Raw genomic sequence first — 19,858 nt, forward strand, 5'->3', positions numbered from 1 at the left:
CTACGGACGAGTGCATCCCCGAGGGGAAGAAGCGGTTGAACCCCGAACGACCAGCTCCGGCATGAAGACGAATTCGCTGTGCGGGGCGGGCGTGCCGCCGATCTCCTCCAGGAGCGTGCGTACCGCCGCCTGCCCCATCGACGGCACGGGCTTACGCACCGTGGTCAGGGGCGGATCGGTGAACGCGATCAGCGGGGAGTCGTCGAATCCCACCACCGAGATGTCGTCGGGAACCTCGAATCCGCGCTGCCGCGCCGTCCGTATCGCGCCCAGGGCCATCATGTCGCTCGCGCACACGACGGCCGTGCAGCCGCGGTCCATCAGTGCGGATGCCGCCGCCTGCCCGCCCTCCAGCGTGTACAGCGAATGCTGGACGAACTCGGACTCGATCTCCCCGGGAGTCAGTGCGAGGAGATCCTGCACCGTGCGTACGAACCCCTCGATCTTCCGCTGTACGGGCACGAACCGCTTGGGGCCCAGGGCGAGCCCGATCCGTGTATGCCCCAAGGAGACGAGGTGGGTCACCGCGAGGCGCATCGCGGCGCGGTCGTCCGGCGAGATGAAGGGCGCCTGCACCTTGGGGGAGAAGCCGTCGACGAGCACGAAGGGCACCCCCTGCGCGCGCAGCCGCTCATAGCGCTGCATGTCCGCGGAGGTGTCCGCGTGCAGGCCCGAGACGAAGATGATGCCGCTGACACCGCGGTCCACGAGCATCTCCGTCAGCTCGTCCTCGGTGGAGCCGCCCGGCGTCTGCGTGGCGAGCACCGGCGTATACCCCTGCCGGGTCAGGGCTTGCCCGATGACTTGCGCGAGCGCGGGGAATATCGGGTTCTCCAGCTCCGGGGTGATCAGCCCGATCAGGCCCGCGCTGCGTTGGCGGAGCCGCACCGGACGTTCGTAGCCGAGCACGTCGAGTGCGGCAAGCACGGACTGGCGGGTGGCCCCGGCGACGCCGGGCTTGCCGTTGAGCACCCGGCTGACCGTCGCCTCGCTGACCCCCGCCTGCGCTGCGATGTCGGCCAGTCGCGCGGTCACAGGATTGGACTGTACCGGTCACATCTCAGGCTGCCCACCAGACCGTTGAATCTGCCGGCAGGTTCGTCGCGGTGGCGCCGGGCGTCACGTCCGCGCTGGACAGGAGGACGGTGCCGGGGGTGGAGACCGTGACGGGTGCGGCGGAGAGGTTGACCGTGCAGACGAACGTGCCGCGCGCCGAGGTGCGGCGGAAGGCGAGGACGCCCTCGGGGGCGTCGAGCCACTCCACGTCGCGGCCCGCGCCGAGCGCCGGGTGCTCGCGGCGCACGGCGAGCGCGCCGCGGTAGAGCTCCAGGGTGGATGCGGGATCGCCGTCCTGCGCCTCGGCCGTGAGGCCCTTCCACGCCGCGGGCTGCGGCAGCCAGCTGGGGCCGCCCTCGACCGGGCCGAAGCCGAACGGCGCCCGCTGCCCGGACCACGGCATCGGCACCCGGCACCCGTCGCGCTTGCCGTCCTGCCCCGTGCTGCGGAAGAACGCCGGGTCCTGGCGCACCTCGTCCGGCAGCTCGGTCACCTCGGGCAGGCCCAGCTCCTCGCCCTGGTAGATGTACGCCGAGCCGGGCAGCGCCAGCATCAGGAGCGTGGCCGCCTTCGCCCGGCGCAGACCGCGCGCGGCATCCCCGTCGGCGAAGCGGGTGGCGTGGCGCACGACGTCGTGGTTGGAGAGCACCCAGGTGGCGGGTGCCTCCACGGCGTTCATCGCGGTCAGGGAGCGGTCGATGACGTCACGCAGCCCGGCCGCGTCCCAACCGGTGCTCAGATACTCGAAGTTGAAGGCCTGGTGCAGCTCGTCGGGGCGCAGGTACCGCGCACTGCGCTCCACCGTCGGCGTCCACGCCTCGGCCACGGCGATGCGCTCGCCCGGGTACTCCTGGAGGATCCGCCGCCAGCTGCGGTAGATCTCGTGCACGCCGTCCTGGTCGAAGTAGGGGACGGCCTGCTTGCCGAGCAGCCTCACCTGCTCCTCGTGGCCGATGTCGGGCAGGCCCGCCGCCTTGACCAGGCCGTGGGCCACGTCGATGCGGAAGCCGTCGACGCCCAGGTCGAGCCAGAAACGCAGGATGGAGTGGAATTCCTCGTGCACCGCCGGGTGGTCCCAGTTGAAGTCGGGCTGCTCGGACGCGAAGAGGTGGAGGTACCACTCGCCGTCATCGACCCGCGTCCAGGCCGGGCCGCCGAAGACGGACTCCCAGTCGTTGGGCGGCAGTTGACCGTCATCGCCCTTCCCGCTCCTGAAGTGGAAGCGTTCGCGCAGCGGTGACCCGCCGCCCTCGCGCAGCGCCTCCTTGAACCACTCGTGCTGGTCCGAGCAGTGGTTGGGCACCACGTCGACGATCACGCGCAGACCGAGCGCGTGCGCTTCCCGTACGAGCTCGGCGGCGTCCGGCAGAGTGCCGAACATGGGGTCGACCGCGCGGTAGTCGGCCACGTCGTACCCGGCGTCGGCCTGCGGGGACGCGTAGAAGGGAGAGAACCAGACGGCGTCCACGCCGAGCCGCTTCAGATGGGGCAGGCGGGCCGTGATGCCCGGCAGATCGCCCATGCCGTCGCCGTTCCCGTCGGCGAAGCTGCGCGGATAGACCTGGTAGATCACGGCGTCGCGCCACCACTCGCGGCGCGCGGAGTCGTCGGACGAGGCGTCGGCGGGAAGGGCGGCGGTGACGTGCTGGGTCATGAAGTCCCTCAGTAGTACGGGAGGTGCGGCACTCCGTTGAACGTCCGGCGGAAGGCGAAGGTCACGAGGTTCTGCCGGGCGGCGGGCACATCGCCGCGGCCGCCTGCGGCAGGGGAGTGCGGGGCACGTTCAGTACGCGCCGCGGCTCGTGCGGGCGGAAGCGGACGATTCTAGCGACAAGCGGTCTGCGGGCAGTGCGAGTTCGATGATCTCCACCGGTCCGGGTCGTGCTGTCGCCGTCTTCCCCCGGGGCGTGCGGCGGAGCGCTAACTTGAGGAGGCAGGCACGAGTCGGCCTGCCCCGTTCCGCGCCGAGGGGCTGTCCCGCGTGAGCGTCAAGGGCAAGGCAGTGAATACGGTCAGCACGGTCCTGGTGGTCGATGACGTACCGGCCAGCAGGTACGCGCTGAGCGCCGTCCTGCGCAGGGACGGTCACCGCGTCCTGCTCGCCGCGAGCGCGGCCGAGGCCCTGATCGAACTCGACGTACGGATGCGGGCGGGCGACCTGCCGGACGTGGCGCTCGTCGACGTGGGCCTGCCCGACATGAGCGGCTACGAACTGTGCCGCCGCATGAAGCAGCTGCCGCCCATCGCCGCCCTGCCCGTCGTCCACTTCTCGGCGGCGGCCCGCCCGCCCGCCGACCGGTGCCGGGGGCTCGACGCGGGAGGCGAGTCCTATCTGACGGTGCCCGCCGAACCCGAGGAGATCCAGGCGGTCGTACGGGCCGCCGCGCGCGGGGGCCGCTGCCGCACCGAAGCCCAGCTGCGCGTCGGACGGCTCGCGATGCTGGCGGCCGCGATCCTGGAGGTGCAGTCCGCGCGCTGCCTCGGCGAGCTGGCCGACGCGGCGGCCACCGGCACGGCACGGCTGACCGGCGGCCCCGCGACGGTGTTCGTGCTCGGCCAGGACGGCGAGATCCACCGGGGGCTCTCCCGGCGAAGAGCGGCCTCTTCGCTGCCCGACGCCGCGGCGCACGAAGCGGTGGCCCGGCTGATGCGGCGCGTCATGTCGGGGCGCTCGGGCGTGCGCTGCACCGTCGTGCCCGCCCCGCTGTGGCCAGGGGGCTTCTTCCGTCCGGTCGGGGTCGCCGGGCCGTGGTGCGACGGGCTCCTTGAGGAGGCCGGTCTGGTCCTGGCCCGTCTGCGCGAAGGGCGCACGCTGGTGTGCCTGGCGACCCCCGTGTACCAGGAAGGGCCTTCGGGCGAGACGGGGCACCTGGTCGAGCGGCTCGCCCACGCCACCGCCCTCGCCGCGGAACCCCTCCTGCGGTACGAGGAGGAGCGCCACATCGCACTGACCCTGCAACGCAGCTTCCTGCCCGCGCAGTTACCGGAGCTGCCCGGCACGGATGTCGTCGTCCGCTACGAACCGGCGTCGAGCCAGGCCGAGATCGGCGGGGACTTCTACGCGGCGCTTCCCACCCCCGCCGGTGTCCTGACCGGCATCGGTGATGTCGTCGGGCACTCCCTCGAAGCGGCCACCGTCATGGTCGAGATCCGGCACGCGCTGCGCGCGTACTGCGTCGAGGACCCCGACCCCGGCGTGCTCGCGCTGCGCCTGGACCGGATGCTCCAGCACTACCACCCCGGTGTGACGGCCACGATGTGCCTGAGCCTGGTCGATCCGGCCACCGGTCGCACCCGGATCGCCAACGCGGGCCACATCCCGCCGCTCGTGGTGCGCGACGAGGGCACGGCCGAGTACGTCGACGCGTGCGGGCCGCTCATGGGGCTCGGCCTCGACAGGCCGGAGCCGAGCGAGGTGATCCTGGCGCGCACCGACCGCCTGCTGATGGTGACGGACGGGCTCATCGAGACGCGCGGCACGGACCTTGCGGTGTCGATGGAGCAACTGCGGGTGGCGGCCGGGGGTGCGCCCAGGGGGGTCGGCGCCCTGTGCGACACGCTCCTCACCTGCTTCGGAGGCGAGCGGGAGGACGACATCGCACTGCTGGCCCTGCGCCGTACGGGCTTCGGGACGGACTGAAAGAAACCGTCGCACGCACCTGTACCCACGGGCCTACCCGTCAGTACATTGACGCCATGTCTAATACGCAGAGCCGGGAGCCGAGGCCCGTCGCGTCCGAGCACATACCGCTCAAGGCACGCAAGGTCTCCTTCTCCTGGGAGGACACCCCGCTCCACTGGGTGCCGGGCGACCCCTTCGCCACGCACACGATCAACGTGCTGCACCTGCTGCTCCCGGCGGGCGAACGCTGGTTCGTCCACGTGTACAAGCAGGTCCTGCCGTACATCCGTGACGACCGGCTCCGCGAGGACGTGATCGGCTTCATCGGCCAGGAGGCCATGCACGCGCAGGCCCACGACGAGGTCCTGCCGCACCTCAAGGAGCAGGGCCTCGACCCCACGCCCTACACCGCCCAGGTCGACTGGCTCTTCGAGAAGATGCTCGGCGACCGGACCCTGCCGCCCGGCAAGGCCCGCAAGTGGTGGCTGATGGAGCGCGTCGCGATGATCGCCGCCATCGAGCACTACACCGCGTTCCTCGGCAACTGGGTCCTGAACGCCGACGAACTGGACCGCAGGGGCGCCGACCCGACCATGCTCGACCTGCTGCGCTGGCACGGCGCGGAAGAGGTCGAGCACCGCTCCGTCGCCTTCGAGCTCTTCATGCACGTCGACGGCAGCTACCGCCGCCGCGCCCGCACCTGGGCCACCGCCTTCACCGCCCTGGTCTTCCTCTGGCAGCGCGGCGCGCGCTTCTTCATGGAGAACGACCCGACGCTGATCGGCGGCAAGGCGTCCTTCAAGGACTTCTACCGGGGCGGAAAGAAGGGCACGCTGCCCACGACGCCGGACATGATCCGCTCCATCCCCCGCTATCTCAGCCGCGCCTACCACCCCTCCCACGAGGGCAGCACCGCACAGGCCGTCGCCTACCTCGCCTCGTCCCCGGCGGCCACCGCCGCCGAAGCCGCGACGGAATCGCTGCCTTCGCCGAAGGGAACGCACTGACATGCCCCGCATCCGCACCGTCCTGCTCGTCACGGGCGCGGCCGTGCTCGCCAAGCGGGCCATGCGGCGCCGCATCGACGCCTCCCCGCTGTGGCCGCTGCCCGCCCTGGAGGAGCCGGTCTCGGGCCGCCCGCGCTCCCGCGCGCTGCGGCTTCTTGTCACCCGGCACGAGAGCGTCGCCGAAGGCGTCGTACAACTGCGCCTGGAAGGCGAGAAGTTGCCCGCCTGGGAGCCGGGCGCCCACCTGGACCTGGTCCTGCCCTCGGGTCTCGTCCGGCAGTACTCGCTGTGCGGGGACCCCGAGGACACCTCCTCGTACACCGTCGCGACCCGTCTGATCGGCGCCGAGCAGGGCGGCCGGGGCGGTTCGCGCGAGGTGCACGAGCAGCTTCGGGAGGGCGCGGAGGTCGAGGTGCGCGGGCCGCGCAACCGCTTCCCGCTGGCCGACGCCGAGGCGTACGTCTTCGTGGCGGGCGGCATCGGCATCACCCCGATCCTGCCCATGCTGCGGGCGGCCGAGGCGGCGGGCCGCGAGTGGCGGCTGCTGTACGGGGGGCGCTCCCGTGCCTCGATGCCGTTCCTGGAGGACGTGGAGAAGCTGGCGGGCGACCGCGCCGGGCGGCTCACGGTCGTCGCCGAGGACGAGGGCGGCCGACCGGACCTCGCCGGCTTCCTGGCGGACCTCGCGCCCCGTGCCGCGGTCCACGTCTGCGGGCCCGAGGGCCTGATGGAGGCGGTGGCGGCGGCCCTGCCCGCGGGCGCCGACCTGCACCTGGAGCGTTTCTCGCCGCACACGTCCGCGGACGGCAACGGCAGCTTCGAGGTGGAACTGCGCCGCAGCAAACGGACCCTCACCGTGGCCGCCGGCACCACGGTCCTCTCCGCGGTGCGCGCGGAGCTGCCCAACACCGCGTACTCCTGCGAGCAGGGCTTCTGCGGAACCTGCCAACAGCGCGTCCTGGAAGGGGAGATCGACCACCGCGACGAACTGCTCACGGACGCCGAGCGCGCCGACTCGATGCTGATCTGCGTGTCGAGGGCGAGCGGTGACCGAATCGTCCTGGACATGTGAGGTACGTGACGGGAGATGTGAACGTTTGGAGCGGACCAGCCCCTTGGACGGCCGGATCTGCTCGGTAAGGTGTTCGCATGACTACCGGGGTGCGCCGCAGAATGGGTGTCGAGGAGCGGCGGCAGCAGTTGATCGGGGTCGCGCTCGACCTGTTCAGCCACCGCTCGCCCGACGACGTGTCCATCGACGAGATAGCGGCGGCCGCGGGCATCTCGCGCCCGCTGGTCTACCACTACTTCCCCGGCAAACTCAGCCTGTACGAAGCGGCGTTGCAGCGTGCCGCCGACGATCTGGCCGAGCGTTTCGTGGAACCGCGGGAAGGACCGCTCGGCGCGCGCCTGCTGCGGGTGATGGGCCGCTTCCTCGACTTCGTCGACGGCCACGGCCCCGGCTTCTCCGCCCTGATGCGCGGCGGCCCCGCGGTCGGCTCGTCGACCACCAACGCGCTGATCGACTCGGTGCGGCAGGCGGCGTACGTCCAGATCCTTTCGCACCTGGGCGTCACGGACCCGCCCGCCAGGCTCGAACTGGTGGTGCGCTCCTGGATCTCCCTGGCCGAGTCCACGGCCCTCATCTGGCTCGACGGACGCCGCATCCCGCGCGCCGAGCTGGAACTGCAACTGGTCCACGACTTCGCGGCGCTCGCCGCGGTGAGCGCCGCCTACGACGAGGAGATGGCGGCGATCCTGCGCCGTATCCTCGCCGCGGAGCCCGTGGAAGGGCCGTTCACGGAACTGATCACCCGCCTCATCGCACTGGCACCTCAGGAGCAGAGCAGTTGACCCACCGCCTTGCCGACGAAGACGACATCCCCACCCTCGTCGCCCTCTACGACGGCGCCGCGCGCTGGATGCGCAAGCAGGGGATCGACCAGTGGAAGCCGGGCGAGAAGGGCGCCGAGCACTTCCGCGACCGGATCGCCTCGGACGAGGTCTGGCTCGCCTACGACGGCGAGATGGTCACCGGCGCGTACGAGGTGTGGTGGGCGGACGAGCCCGCCTGGGGCGAACAGCCGCCCGTCGCGGGCTATGTGCACCGCCTGATGACACGGCGCGGCGCACCGGCGGGGACGGGCCGCGCGATGCTGGAGCGCGCCGAACGGCGCATAGCCGAGGCGGGCCGTGAGCGCTGCCGCCTCGACTGCGTGTCGACCAACCCGCGGCTGCGGGAGTACTACGAAGCGGCGGGTTACACGGTCGTGGGGGAGCTGCCGGGGAAGGTGGCGGCGGACGGGAGCACGTACGGCGTGATGCTCCTGGAGAAGGACCTGCGGGAGCCCCGCCCGTCCGACGCCTGACCACTCGACGACATGGGCGCCTCAGCGGCTCAACGCAGCGTCGACACCTTCGAGCCGTCCGCGAGCCGCCCGGTGAGCCCGGCGCGGGCGCCCCGCTCCAGGGGTGCGGCCAGGGTGTTGCCGGGGGTCTGCGACCCGCCGGTGGCCCCGACCGAGACGACGTCGTTGCTGCCGGCCCCGAGCAGGTACCAGTTGCCGCCCCGGGACTTCCACCGCACGCCCGCGAGGACCGAGGGGTCCCTCTCCCCGCACGCCGCCGAGTCCTCGGCCTTCCCCGTGACGGCCGCCGTGCCCGCCGCCCGGAACTGCGCGAGGGCCCGGCCTCCGGCACCCCGCCAGGTGTCGGCGCGGGTGCAGAGCCAGGCCGCGGCGCCGTTCCCCTCCGGCAGCGCCTGACGCGCGTACTGCCAGGAGTTCACGGAGCGCACGCCCTTGGAGCGTGCGTCGCCGAGCGAGCAGGCGGTCGAGGACCAGCTCGCGGCCGTGGCCTCGCGCGGAGCCTGCGGGCGGCCCGCGGTGAGATGGGCGGGGACGAGTTCGCCGAGGTCGGTGGAGAGCCGGTTCACGCCCTTGTCGTCCCGCAGTTGCAGCGCGTTCCAGGACGAGCACGCACGGGCCTGCGCCGGACTGGCCATCGGCTCGGTCACCCCCTCGCCGTCCCGCTTGAGGGCGCTGGCGCTCGCCGCGGGCTTCAGGAGATCGCGTACGCCGATACCGTCCACCCAGGGCGCGGTCAGATACCGCACGTTGCCGTCGACGCGGCTCACCACCAGGGCGCTCGCCTCGGCGCTGGTCGCGCCGTCCACCCGGGCGAAGTCGAGCGCGGCGCCGCTGGTGCCGTCCTTGGGCTCGGCGTAGCGCACGACGCGCAGTCCGTCGTAGAGGAGCACGACCCGCGCCGCGTCCACCTCGCCGGCGAAGAGCAGTTGCGCGGGCCCGGCGGGCGCACCCGCGGCAGTGCCGGTCGTCGCGGAGACCTGCACCGACTCGCCGGGCCTCGCCCAGACGGCCAGGGCGCGCCGCAGCAGGGCCTGGTCTCCGGTGAGGGTGCCCCTGGCGGGCCACGCGGAGAAGTCGGCGCGGGCGGAACGCTTCCACGCGCCGGCGGCCACCGTCGTCAGCTGCCCCGGATCGAGTGCGGCCTCCCCGGCCGGGTTCTTCGCGTACGGGGGCGCCGCCGCGCCGTCGGGACCCCAGCCGTCGCCCGGCAGGCCCAGGAGCGCCCCGCACACCACGACGGCGGCGAGCGCGACGGCCCCGGCCTTCATGTGCTGCCTGCGGCGCATCAGATCGGTGGGCCGCGCCTGGAGCGAGCAGGGGTCGAACTCGGGGGACCTGAGCAGGTCGTACGCCGCCTCCACACCGTCGGCCTCGGCAAGCGCGGCGCCCGGCTCGTCGACTCCGGCGGCGTCGAGGACCTTGCGTACGTCGCCGTCGGGGAGCCGTTCGAGGCCGCGCAGCACGTACGCGGCACGGGCGGGGCCGGACAGGGCCGAGAGCCGCTGGTCCAGGGCGAGTTCGTCGGCGCCGCCCGACCGCGGGAAGAGCCGGAGCCCCCACACCTGCGGCAGCAGCGGCGGCAGCTGCGAACGCTTGGGCAGGGCGGTCCGCTTCAGCGGGAGCCCCGCGTCGAGCGCGGTGCTGAGCACGCGCAGCCGGATGTACGCGTAACCGGGGTCGGCGCCCCGCCCTTCCTGCGAACGCTGCACCGGAATGTCCTCGCCGTCGCCCGACCTGCGGCTGCGGGGCAGCGCGCGCTGGGTCAGCGCGTGGGCGGTCAGGACTCTGCGGTTGCGTCCGAGGCTGGGCGGCAGGACCAGATAGGCGAGCCGCACCAGACGCGGGTAGTGCTCGACGAGGGCGGCCTCGGCCTGCTCGACATCGACGACGCCGGAGAGATCCCGGGTCGGGGAGGGGGACTTCACATTCGACGACACGTTCAGCAAAACGAGCGAATCCTCGGATGGTCACCTCTAGGGCCGCGTCACCCCTCCCCGGCGGCCGGGGTCTCCTGCCTCAGCCGACCTTCCAGCCGCTGAACTCCACGGTCCCGCGCGCCCCGTCACCCCCGTTGGTCGCGCTCATGAAGAGGCCCACGTCCTGTGAGGCCGCGGCCCCCGGCACGCTCACGCTCGCCACCACCCGCCAACTGGCCCCGTCGTCCGTCGAGCACGACCCCGTCAGGACGTCCCCCTCCCGGCCGAGGCGCAGCAGCACCGGTGCCTTGATCCCGGTGATGCGCTTGTAGGTGTCCAGCGTGCCGTCGCCGTTCGTGTCGTACGACAGGACCACCCCGTTCGCCGGCGTGACCGCGAGGTCGACGATGCCCGGTGATCCCGGTGTCCCCATCGCGTTGCGCGCGATGATGCCCGCCCTGGCCCACGGCCCCGTGACCGCCTGCGTGTCGACCCTGACCGTCACCGACACACCGCTGCGCAGCGCGCCTTCGCGGTACAGCGTGCCGAACTCCGTCGTGCCCTTCCACAGGTCCGCGCCCGCGCCGTTGATCGCGTAACGGCCGTTCAACTCCCCGAAGACCGCCGCGTTGTTGGTGTACTTCTTCCAGTCCGGACCCACCGGACCCGCCTCGTAGAGCACGCCCTCGTGGACGGCCGTCACCCGCGGCTCGCCCGCGGGGCCGTACCGCACTTCGATCTCGTACGGGAGCGGCCGCAGCGGATCGTCGAGGGGGGTGCCCGGTGCTTTCGCCCGCCACGCCACCTTGCCCGTGCCCGCCGCTTCGACCCGCGGCAGGTACGTGGGGCCCGAGGGCTCCGTGTCGATCCCGGTCAGCTTGAAATCGACGCGCCCCGTGGCCCGCAGGCCGTTGACGTTGCGGAAGACGGCCTCTACCTGCGCGTGGCCGCCCGGCGGCAGCGACGGCGGATCGGCGACGACTTCGAGGGACCCCTGGTAGGGAGCGCGGGCCAGCACGTCCCGCACCCGGGAAGCGGTGCGGTACTCGTCGCCGATGCCCCGCAGGGGGTAGTCCTTGCGCTCGCGGGTCCAGGGCTCCTCCACCGCGAACCAGTCCACGTCACGCGGGGCGCGCCCCGCCGCGAGGGCGTCGGCAAGCTCGTCCAGCCACTTCTGCCAGCGGGGGACGTAGAAGTCGGCCATGAGGCCCGCCCACTCGCGGTTCCCGTACTCGTGCAGCTTGCCGCCCTCAGAGGTCGACCGGCCGCCCCACACCGTGATCAGGACCTTGGCGGTGCGCTCGAACTCGGCGCGCTCGGCGTCGTTCGTGCCCATCCGCCGGGCCGATTCCACCCAAGGGCCGAGCAGGAAGGCCTCGTTGGTCGCCGTCAACTCGTCCGAGAGGCGCATCAGCTTGAGCCACAGTGTGGACAGCGTCTTGAAGGTGTCCGCGTCCTTGCGCCCGTACGCGGCCCGGAGCTGCGGCAGCAGTTGCCGGCTCCGGTGGGCGAGCGCCTGCCGGGCCACGTCCACCACGTCGTAGCGGTAGGCGGCGCTGCCCCGCAGTGCGCCACGGATGCCGAGGAGGCCGGTGAGGGCCGCGTCGAAGCGGCCCGGGTCGTAGGTCAGCGCACGCGGCGCGTACTCGGCGGCGCGGTTCGCGGCCAGGTCGGGGCGGGCGGCGAACAGCGAGTCGTGCGGGTCGCTCCGCTCGACGGCGGTGTGCCGGTAGGCGGTCTCCCGCAGTGCCCGCCAGGCGCGGCGGGCGTCGGTGTCGGGCGCGCCGTAGCGGAAGCCCGCGTAACCGTCGAACCAGGCCTTCAGGTCGGGCTTCTCCTTCGTCCAGGCCAGCTCGGAGAAGAGCTCGAAGGCGGCCGGGTCCCGGTCGGTCGCCTCCGGCATGAACGCCGTGCCCACCAGCGCGCTGCCGCCCTTGTCCCGCCAGGCGAAGAACTTCTCGTTCCAGATGTGGGCCCTGGCGCCGATCGTCGTACGGCCCCCGAAGTTCGGGATGGTGCCGAACGCGTACGGCGTGCCGCCCCAGTCCTTCTCGCGGTCGGTGACGCTCGTGAACCGGTCGGAGACCCCGTCCACGATCAGCATCCGCCGCCGGTCGATCGCGTCGAGGAGCTCGGGCAGCGGATTGGCCTCCCAGCCCAGGATCACCCAGGTCGCGCCGGGGCGGGACTTCTGCAGGGCGGCCTCGACGCCGCGCGCCGCTGCGGGCACCGGGACGTCCCCTGCAGTGCCGCCCTCGTGAAGCAGGTCCATCTTGAAGTTTTCGGCGGCCCCGAAGAGCTGCTCCTGGTGCCGGTAGAAGGAGGCGGCGACCTTGCCGAAGGACGCGGTACGGGGGTCGAGCCAGTCGGGCCGCTTGAATCCGTGCCAGGTGCCCTGCGGGATCACCCGCGCGTCCCCGCCGTTGCGGGCCACGAATCCGTCGGGGACGTGCCCGTAGTAGCCGGGGAGGACCGGCGCCATGCCGAGCGAGCGCAGCCGGTCGACGATTCTGCGGCCCAGCTCGGCCCGGTCCGCGATGACTTCGGGCGACAGCGGCCCGCCGTACCCCGAGAGGTTCTGCAGCAGCCACCACGCCTGGTGCGAGGGGGCGGGCAGCCACGCGCGCGCCTCGGCGTCGCTGTAGCCGAAGTCCTTCAGGACCCGGTGGTAGACGGCCTCCGCACCGGCGATCACCAGGACCTCGTTGCAGCCGTGCAGGGCGAGCACGTCGATCATGCGCTCCCAGTACGCCCAGTCGGCGTGCGGCGCGGTGTACCCGTCGTTCGTGTCGTTCAGGGCGAACCGGTGCGGCAGCGCGGTGGACCGCTCCAGGGGGCGCGCGGGGGCGGGCAGTCTGCGCGGCAGGTCGAGCTGATCGCCGTTCCAGGCGACATGGGCCCCGCAGACGTACTTCAGGTACCAGTGGACCCCGGTGAGCAGCACGGCGGGCGTCGTGCCCGACACCTCGATCCGCCCCGTCGTACCGGTCACCCGGAAACGGTCCGTGCCGCCCTTCGCGGGGACGAGTCTGAGCCGGAACTGTTCCGCGTGATGCGGCAGGAGTCTGTTGAGCGCTGAGCGTGCGGAATCCGTATCGAGGGCGTGGGCGGGGTCCCGGACGGGCCCCTCGGCGGCGTGGGCCGGAACCGTCACACCGCCGACGGCGGCACCGAGGCCGATGGCCCCGGCGGTGCCGAGCACGGAACGTCGAGACGGATCGGACATGTGTACCCCCTGGGTCGAATGGTGCGGCGCACGGTATCCGCGCGGCGTCCTGCGCTCAACGGTGCATACGGAGATGGCGAGTTCACCTCGCCTGAAGGGACTGGAGGGACGGGCGTGAAGAAGAAGGCAGCGCGAAAGACGCTTGCGGGCGCGAGCAGGGGCATGCGAAGGCGCATGCGGGCGGGCATGGGGGTAGGCATGGGTGCGGGACTGCTGATGATGCTCGTGGCGTGCGGCTCGGACGGCGACGACGCGCCGCCGGACACGGCGAGCGGCAGCCTGGAGCAGCTGGCGGCCAAGGCGCGGTGCAAGCCCGAAATCCAGACGGACGCGGCCGAACTGCGGCAGGCCACCTGTGACAAAGGTGCCCGCCGCTACGTCCTAGTAACCTTTACAAATGCCCGTGGCCAGGCCGAATGGTTCGACGAGGCCACCGATTACGGCGGTACGTACCTCGTCGGCAAGAAGTGGATCGCGGTCGGCGAGGAGAAAGTGGTCATGCGGCTGCGCGGCCGGCTCGGCGGGACGGTGGAGAAGTCCTCGCACCACTCGGGGAGTAGCGGTGGTGGGGATCACGAGGACGGAGGCCCGGGGCATTCGGGCCACTCCGGTCACCACACGAGCTGACCGCGCAGCGGTAGGGGGAGCCTGCGCACTGGGCCGATCGGCTCGGCTCAGTTGCAGCGCTTATTGCTGTTGATGCATTTGGCCATGCGCTTCATGAGGCCTTCGTCGAAGACGTTGATGAAGTCACCGTGGTCGGTGATCGGCTTGTGCAGCTGCTCGGGGAACGAGTCGACGGCGAATCCCGGGCCCGGCGGCACGTCGTACACGATGCGCTGCACCAGCTGCGGAATGGCCTTGAAGCCCTGCGGGCAGGCGCCGGTCCGTTCGTCGGCGAAGGCCACGTGCGTGCGGTGATTGGCGCTGTCGGTGTTCTGGCCGTCCCAGCAGCTCTGGAAATTGAAGGTCCGCACGACCTGGCTGCCCTCGGGGCAGATCGGGTACTTGTCCTTCAGCTGCCGGTCCTCGAAGCCGGTGCAGCTCCAAGAGGCGTTGGCGTTCGCGTCACCATTGGTGAGCGATTTGGCGTCGCCGGTGATGATGCGCAGGAAGCGCGGCATCGCGACGACCTTGCTCGTCGGATTCCCGGCGAATTTCAGCGTGACCGAGGTCGGGGTCTGGATCTGGCCGACATTCTGGTCCTTGCCGCCGCCGTCCGCGCCGACGTCGTTCTCGTCCTCTCCGTTCTGCAGCCGCAGGACCGGCCAGTAATAGGTGGACTTGTCTCCTTGGTTGCGGCACGTGGTGTCGCCGTTCGCGAGATCGTTGTCGCTGGAGAAGGCGTCCGTGGCCTGGTTTCCGATGTAATCGTGCATGTGGTGAGCGCCATTGCTCACGCCGGGAGCGGCGATGACATTGTCCGGATTGAACTTGCCGTTCTCGTTCGTCCCGCATTTCGTGGTGAAGGTGCCGCGCGAGGCGCCGCGCTGTTTGCCGGGGCGGTTGACGTTGGGCTGGACGGAGTTGATGTCGACGAAGTCGCCGGCCTCGGGTCCGTTGCCGTTCTGCTGGCCCGGAGGCTGCTCCTGCCCGTTGCCGTCGTCGGGCGGCTGCTGCTGATCACCGCCGTCGGCGGGGGGCTGCTCCTGGTCGCCGCCGTCCTGCGGAGGCTGCCGGCCGTCGTCCCCGTTCTGCGGAGGCTGCTGCCCTGCCGAATCGTCGGCCCGCATGGTGCACGGCGCCATGCCGTCCATGCCCTGCGGCGGCCTGCCGCCCGCCTGGTCGATCGAGGAGCCGATGCCCTTGATGGTCGGCCGCCGCTGCTCCTCGAGGGGTTCGAGCACGGCCTTGGCCTGCTCGGTGCTCCGGGCGTCGGCGAACTTCTCGTACGCGGCGGTGATCTGGGTGTCCAGCTCCGCGAGCCGCCGGTCGACGTCCTCGCGGGCGCCGTCCGGCACGTCGGACAGCTGGGTGCCGACGTCCGGGCAGCTGATGGTGGCCAGGCCCATTCTGCCGCGCTGCTCGCCGGCCTGTGTCCTGGCGGACGGCGAATCGGAGCTCTCTCCGGCGTTCGCGTAGACATTCACCGCGACCATTCCGCCGCCGCCCAGGATTAGCGCCGCCGAGGCGGCGATGGCGCGCCCGGCGAGTTTTGATCGTTTTCGTGATGTGCGTCGTGGTGTGCGTCCCATGGGACTACGTACGCAACAGGAGCCGACCCCGTTCAATCACGCGCGGGATTACCCGGGAATCTCCGGGATTCCCCCGGGGCGGTGTTCTCAGCGACCTTGATCCAGATAGGCGAGTACGGCGAGAACCCGCCGGTTGTCGTCGTCCGAGACCGAAAGGCCCAGCTTCCCGAAGATGTTGGACGTGTGCTTGGCGATCGCCCGCTCCGTCACGACGAGCTCCGCCGCGATCGCCGCGTTCGACCTTCCCTGCGCCATGAGTTCGAGCACCTCGCGCTCGCGCGGCGTCAGTTTGCCGAGCGGCTGGTCCGCCGACCGGCGCGACAGGAGTTGCTGGATGACCTGCGGGTCCATCGCGGTGCCGCCCGAAGCGACCCGGCGTACGGCGTCGATGAACTGGTCGGCGTCGAAAACCCGGTCCTTGAGGAGATAGCCGACCCCGCCGTTCCCGTCGGCGAGCAGCTCGCGCGCGTACAGCTGCTCCACGTGCTGGGAGAGCACGAGTACGGGCAGTCCCGGCCGTGCCCGCCGCGCGGCGAGCGCGCACTGCAGTCCCTCGTCCGTGTGGGACGGCGGAAGCCGGACGTCGACCACAGCGACGTCCGGCTCCAACTCGGCCAGGGCCTTGGTGAGTTCGGGCCCGGTCTCGACAGCGGCGGCGATCTCGAAGTCGAATGCCTCCAGCATCCGGACCAGACCGTCACGCAGCAGGAAGAGATCTTCGGCTAGGACAACTCGCAAGGGATCTCCATGGTCACCATGGTCGGACCGCCCGCGGGACTGCTGACGGCAAGTACGCCGTCGAATGTACCGAGTCGGCGTTCGATCCCGCTCAGCCCGGAGCCCGCCCCGACGGACGCGCCGCCCTTGCCGTTGTCGGTGACCGCGATGCGCAGCATGCCGTCGGCGTGGTGGATGTCCACCCAGACACGGTCCGCGCCCGCGTGCTTGATGGTGTTCGTCAGGGCCTCGCTCACCGCGAAGTACGCCGCCGACTCCACCGGCTCATCGGCCCGGCCCGAAAGCTCCACGTCCACGTCGGTCTGTACCGGAAGACGCAGCGCGAGCGCCTTCACCGCGTCGCCGAGGCCGCGCTCGGCGAGCACCGGCGGGTGGATCCCGCGGACCAGGTCGCGCAGCTCGGTCAGCGCCTCGCCGGAGTTCTGCCGGGCCTTGGCGATCATTTCCTTGGCCTTCGCCGGGTTCTTCTCGATCATCGCCTCGATGGTGCCGAGGTCCATGCCCATCGCGACCAGGCGGGCCTGCGCCCCGTCGTGCAGATCCCGCTCGATGCGGCGCAGTTCGGCGGCCGAGGAGTCCACGGCGTCGTGCCGGGTCTCGGTCAACCGGTCCACGCGCCGGGCCAGTTCGCGCTCCCGCATGGAGACGGTGGGCGCCAGGCACGTCCGGGTGAGGAGGAAGTGGGCGCGGAGGATGGCGGGGCTGGTGAAGATGCCGATGACGCCGAGCGCGGTGCCGAGCAGGGCGGCCATGTTGGCGTCGCTCTGCGAGGTGACGTGGATGAAGCCGTACCACTCGCCGCCGCCCGCGTCGTAGATCGGCTCCCAGACGCCGAGGGCGAGGACGTAGCCGTACAGCGGGTAGAGCAGCAGCGCCGGCGCGAAGATCACCGTCACATAGCCGGCGGTCATGTCGACGAGGAGCCACTGCAGGTCCCGCCAGGTCGCCGGGTCCTTCAGCATCAGCGAGGTGCGCTCCACCTGCCCGGTGACGCCACTGCGCAGGTCCGCGGGGAAGGGGCGGTAGGGACGCGGGATGTGCACGTCCGACCAGGCACGGGCCTGGGCGCGGCGCAGGTCCGCCCACTTGCGTACGCCGGTGAGCACCACCGGAGTCGTGAGGACGCCGATGCCCAGCGGGATGAAGGCGATGGACAGGACCGCCAGCACGAAGAGGGTGATCGAACCGGCGAGCATGATGACCGACAGGAAAAGCCCCCGGGCTCCCGCGATCACGGATTCACGGACCCTCGTCATTTTCTGATCCCCATCTCTTCCAGTGGCATGAGCACATTCTCGCCGCCGGGGCGGGCGCCGGTCATTGGGTCCGGCACCCGAGCAGGGGTGTACCTGACGACACCCCCTGACCTCGCCCTGTGCTTCGGACAGTGGGGGCTTCGGCGGCTGGGCGGGCGGGCCCCGGATTTCTAGCGTTGTCCCCGTCATCAAACGTCTTATCCGACGCTTACTTATGGGGGCGAAAACGCCATGAGGCCAAACCTCGCGGCACGACTCGGTGTGTGGAGTGCCCACCACCGCAAGACGGCCATCCTCGGCTGGCTGCTCTTCGTCGTGCTCGCCACGACCATCGGCGGGGCCTCCGGCATGGTCACCGCGTCCGACGACGAGATGGGGGTCGGCGACTCGGGCCGGGCCGCCGCGATCCTGGACGACGCGGGCGTCGAGGAGCCCGCCGGCGAGCTCGTCATGGTCAGCTCCAGGACCGCCGACGGCTGGCGGGGCGCGGCGAGCGACCTCTCCAAAGCGCTGACGGCGACCGGCGAGACACGGGAGATGCAGGCGCCGCTGCCGTCCGAGGACCGCAAGGACGCGCTGCTGCGCTTCGAGATGAAGGGCGCCTCCGACGAAGCGGCCGACCGGGTCCAGCCGGTGCTCGACGCGGTGCAGAAGGCGAAGGACGACGGTGCGGGGAAGGGCATCTCCGTCTACCAGTTCGGTGACGCGAGCTCCGAGAAGCAGCTCGGCGACCTGCTCTCGGACGACCTCACCAAGGCGGAGTTCACCGCCGTGCCGCTGGCGCTCGGCATCCTCCTGGTCGCCTTCGGCGCCGTGGTCGCGGCGCTGCTCCCGGTCGGGCTCGCGCTGACCGCGTGCGTGGCGGCTTTCGGCCTGCTCTCGCTGGCCAGCCACCAGCTGCACCTCTTCGAGACGACGTACTCGGTGATGTTCCTGATGGGGCTCGCGGTCGGCGTCGACTACTGCCTGTTCTATCTGCGGCGCGAGCGGGACGAGCGGGCGGCCGGACATGACGCGGAGACCGCGCTGCGGATCGCGGCGGCCACCAGCGGGCGGGCCGTGCTCGTCTCCGGCCTGACGGTGATGGTCGCGATGGCGGGCATGTTCCTGTCCGGGCTGCTGCTCTTCAAGGGCTTCGCCGTCGCCACGATCCTGGTGGTCTGCGTGGCGATGCTGGGCTCGGTGACGGTGCTTCCCGCGCTGCTCTCCGCGCTCGGCGACCGGATCAACGCGGGGCGCATCCCCTTCCTCAACCGCAGGAACAAGAAGGGCGCGCACGCCAGTGGCGGCACCGCACGCAAGATCCTGCGCCCCGTGCTCGCCGCGCCGAAGTTCTTCGCCGTCGCCTCGGTGGCCCTGCTCCTCGCCCTCGCGGCGCCCGCCGTCGGCATGAAGACCGAAGCGCTCGGCCTGGAGAAGCAGTTCGGCTCGGACGCCCCGCTCTCGGTGTCGTTCCGGGAGATCACCAAGGAGTTCCCCGGCGGTCCGGCCCCGGCTCTTATCGTCGTCAAGGCGGACAATGCGGGTGACATCCGGTCGCCGGAGATGCGCGACGCGCTGGCCGAGGTCGTACGGGACGCGGGCAAGGGTGCCGAACTCACCGTCCACAAGAACGCGGGCGTGGCCGAGATCGACGTACCGCTGCCCGGTGACGGCAGTGGCGCCGAGGCGAAGAAGGCGCTCGACGAGCTCAGGGACGACGTGGTGCCGGCTGCCTTCGACGGCCTGGACGCGCAGGCGTACGTCGGCGGAGACCTCGCCGACTCCGTGGACTTCAGCGATCAGCTCAGCAAGGGCATCGTGCCGGTGTTCGCCTTCATCGCGGCGGTGACCTTCCTGCTGATGCTCTTCAGCTTCCGCTCCGTGGTGATCGCGGTGACGTCCATCGGCCTCAACCTGCTCTCGGTGGGCGCGGCCTACGGCGTGATGACCGCGGTCTTCCAGCACGGCTGGGGCGCGGAGCTGATCGGCTCGGAGCAGGTGGGGGCGATCGAGAACTGGATGCCGCTGTTCGTCCTCGTGGTCCTCTTCGGCCTGTCGATGGACTACCACGTGTTCGTGGTCTCGCGGATCAGCGAGGCACGGGACCGGGGCCTGGACAACCGCGCGGCGATCCGCGAGGGCATCACGCGCACCGCGGGCGCGGTGACGGGAGCGGCCGTGATCATGGTGGCGGTCTTCGCGGTCTTCGGCACCCTGTCGATGCAGGACATGCAGCAGATGGGCGTGGGCCTGGGCGTGGCGGTCCTGCTGGACGCGACCGTCGTACGGATGGTGCTGTTGCCGTCCCTGATGACGCTGCTGGGGGAGCGGAACTGGCGTACACCCAGGGGGCTTTCCTGGTTGCCTCGTATCTCCCATGGGGAGCCGGTGGCACCTGCTCAGGCTGCTCCCCAGCGGGTTCCCTCGGGCAGGGTGTAAGCAAAAAAAGGGGCGGCGGTCGGCTGGACATTACAAGCCACCCCCCCCCCCG

14 protein-coding genes are annotated in these 19,858 nt (G+C 71.3%); 7 read left to right on the plus strand and 7 right to left on the minus strand.

The annotated features are described in order from the left end of the window. Entirely contained in the window at window positions 1-1,035 is a 1,035-nt protein-coding gene (locus ACWFR3_RS30665; RefSeq protein WP_453737905.1) for a LacI family DNA-binding transcriptional regulator, read from the minus strand. 25 nt (window positions 1,036-1,060) lie between these two features. Beyond that, window positions 1,061-2,710, minus strand: a complete 1,650-nt coding sequence (locus ACWFR3_RS30670; protein WP_453737906.1) for a glycoside hydrolase family 13 protein — start codon at window positions 2,708-2,710, stop codon at window positions 1,061-1,063. Between the two features lie 327 nt (window positions 2,711-3,037). Between ACWFR3_RS30670 and ACWFR3_RS30675 the strand changes: the two genes are divergently transcribed. From ACWFR3_RS30675 to ACWFR3_RS30695, 5 genes are all read left to right on the plus strand, one after another. Next, window positions 3,038-4,696 carry a SpoIIE family protein phosphatase gene (locus ACWFR3_RS30675; protein ID WP_453737907.1) on the plus strand — a complete coding sequence of 553 codons (1,659 nt, stop codon included), beginning with the start codon at window positions 3,038-3,040 and terminating at the stop codon, window positions 4,694-4,696. Window positions 4,697-4,752: 56 nt separating this feature from the next. After that, a complete protein-coding gene (locus tag ACWFR3_RS30680) occupies window positions 4,753-5,685 on the plus strand; it encodes a metal-dependent hydrolase (RefSeq protein ID WP_453737908.1) in 933 nt (310 codons plus the stop codon). A 1-nt stretch (window position 5,686) separates the two neighbouring features. Beyond that, the gene (locus ACWFR3_RS30685; protein WP_453737909.1) at window positions 5,687-6,757 is read left to right on the plus strand and encodes a PDR/VanB family oxidoreductase; all 1,071 of its coding nucleotides are present in this window, start codon (window positions 5,687-5,689) and stop codon (window positions 6,755-6,757) included. 77 nt (window positions 6,758-6,834) lie between these two features. After that, complete coding sequence (locus ACWFR3_RS30690) at window positions 6,835-7,539, plus strand: TetR/AcrR family transcriptional regulator (protein WP_453737910.1); 705 nt, start codon at window positions 6,835-6,837, stop codon at window positions 7,537-7,539. Further along, window positions 7,536-8,054 (plus strand): N-acetyltransferase family protein, encoded by a 519-nt coding sequence (locus ACWFR3_RS30695; RefSeq protein WP_453737911.1) that lies wholly within the window; start codon window positions 7,536-7,538, stop codon window positions 8,052-8,054. The genes ACWFR3_RS30690 and ACWFR3_RS30695 overlap by 4 nt, the downstream gene beginning before the upstream one ends. A gap of 29 nt (window positions 8,055-8,083) precedes the next feature. On the opposite strand, the gene ACWFR3_RS30700 is transcribed toward ACWFR3_RS30695, so the two are convergent. Together ACWFR3_RS30700 and ACWFR3_RS30705 are read right to left on the minus strand one after the other, a co-directional pair. Further along, on the minus strand, window positions 8,084-10,000 hold the full coding sequence (locus ACWFR3_RS30700; protein ID WP_453737912.1) for a hypothetical protein: 1,917 nt from the start codon (window positions 9,998-10,000) through the stop codon (window positions 8,084-8,086). A 70-nt stretch (window positions 10,001-10,070) separates the two neighbouring features. Continuing rightward, entirely contained in the window at window positions 10,071-13,196 is a 3,126-nt protein-coding gene (locus ACWFR3_RS30705; protein WP_453737913.1) for an alpha-N-acetylglucosaminidase, read from the minus strand. A 198-nt stretch (window positions 13,197-13,394) separates the two neighbouring features. On the opposite strand from ACWFR3_RS30705, the gene ACWFR3_RS30710 reads away from it, so the two are divergent. After that, a complete protein-coding gene (locus ACWFR3_RS30710) occupies window positions 13,395-13,823 on the plus strand; it encodes a hypothetical protein (RefSeq protein ID WP_453737914.1) in 429 nt (142 codons plus the stop codon). A gap of 47 nt (window positions 13,824-13,870) precedes the next feature. Here ACWFR3_RS30710 and ACWFR3_RS30715 read toward each other — a convergent pair whose 3' ends face one another. From ACWFR3_RS30715 to ACWFR3_RS30725, 3 genes are all read right to left on the minus strand, one after another. Beyond that, entirely contained in the window at window positions 13,871-15,391 is a 1,521-nt protein-coding gene (locus ACWFR3_RS30715; protein ID WP_453737915.1) for a DUF1996 domain-containing protein, read from the minus strand. Between the two features lie 87 nt (window positions 15,392-15,478). Continuing rightward, complete coding sequence (locus tag ACWFR3_RS30720) at window positions 15,479-16,129, minus strand: LuxR C-terminal-related transcriptional regulator (protein ID WP_453737916.1); 651 nt, start codon at window positions 16,127-16,129, stop codon at window positions 15,479-15,481. Continuing rightward, on the minus strand, window positions 16,114-17,385 hold the full coding sequence (locus tag ACWFR3_RS30725; protein WP_453737917.1) for a sensor histidine kinase: 1,272 nt from the start codon (window positions 17,383-17,385) through the stop codon (window positions 16,114-16,116). Before ACWFR3_RS30725 ends, ACWFR3_RS30720 begins: the two co-directional genes overlap by 16 nt. Before the next feature lie 231 nt (window positions 17,386-17,616). Between ACWFR3_RS30725 and ACWFR3_RS30730 the strand changes: the two genes are divergently transcribed. Beyond that, on the plus strand, window positions 17,617-19,806 hold the full coding sequence (locus ACWFR3_RS30730; protein WP_453737918.1) for an MMPL family transporter: 2,190 nt from the start codon (window positions 17,617-17,619) through the stop codon (window positions 19,804-19,806). Window positions 19,807-19,858 lie beyond the last annotated feature (52 nt).

Source organism: Streptomyces sp. NPDC055189 (assembly GCF_053606765.1).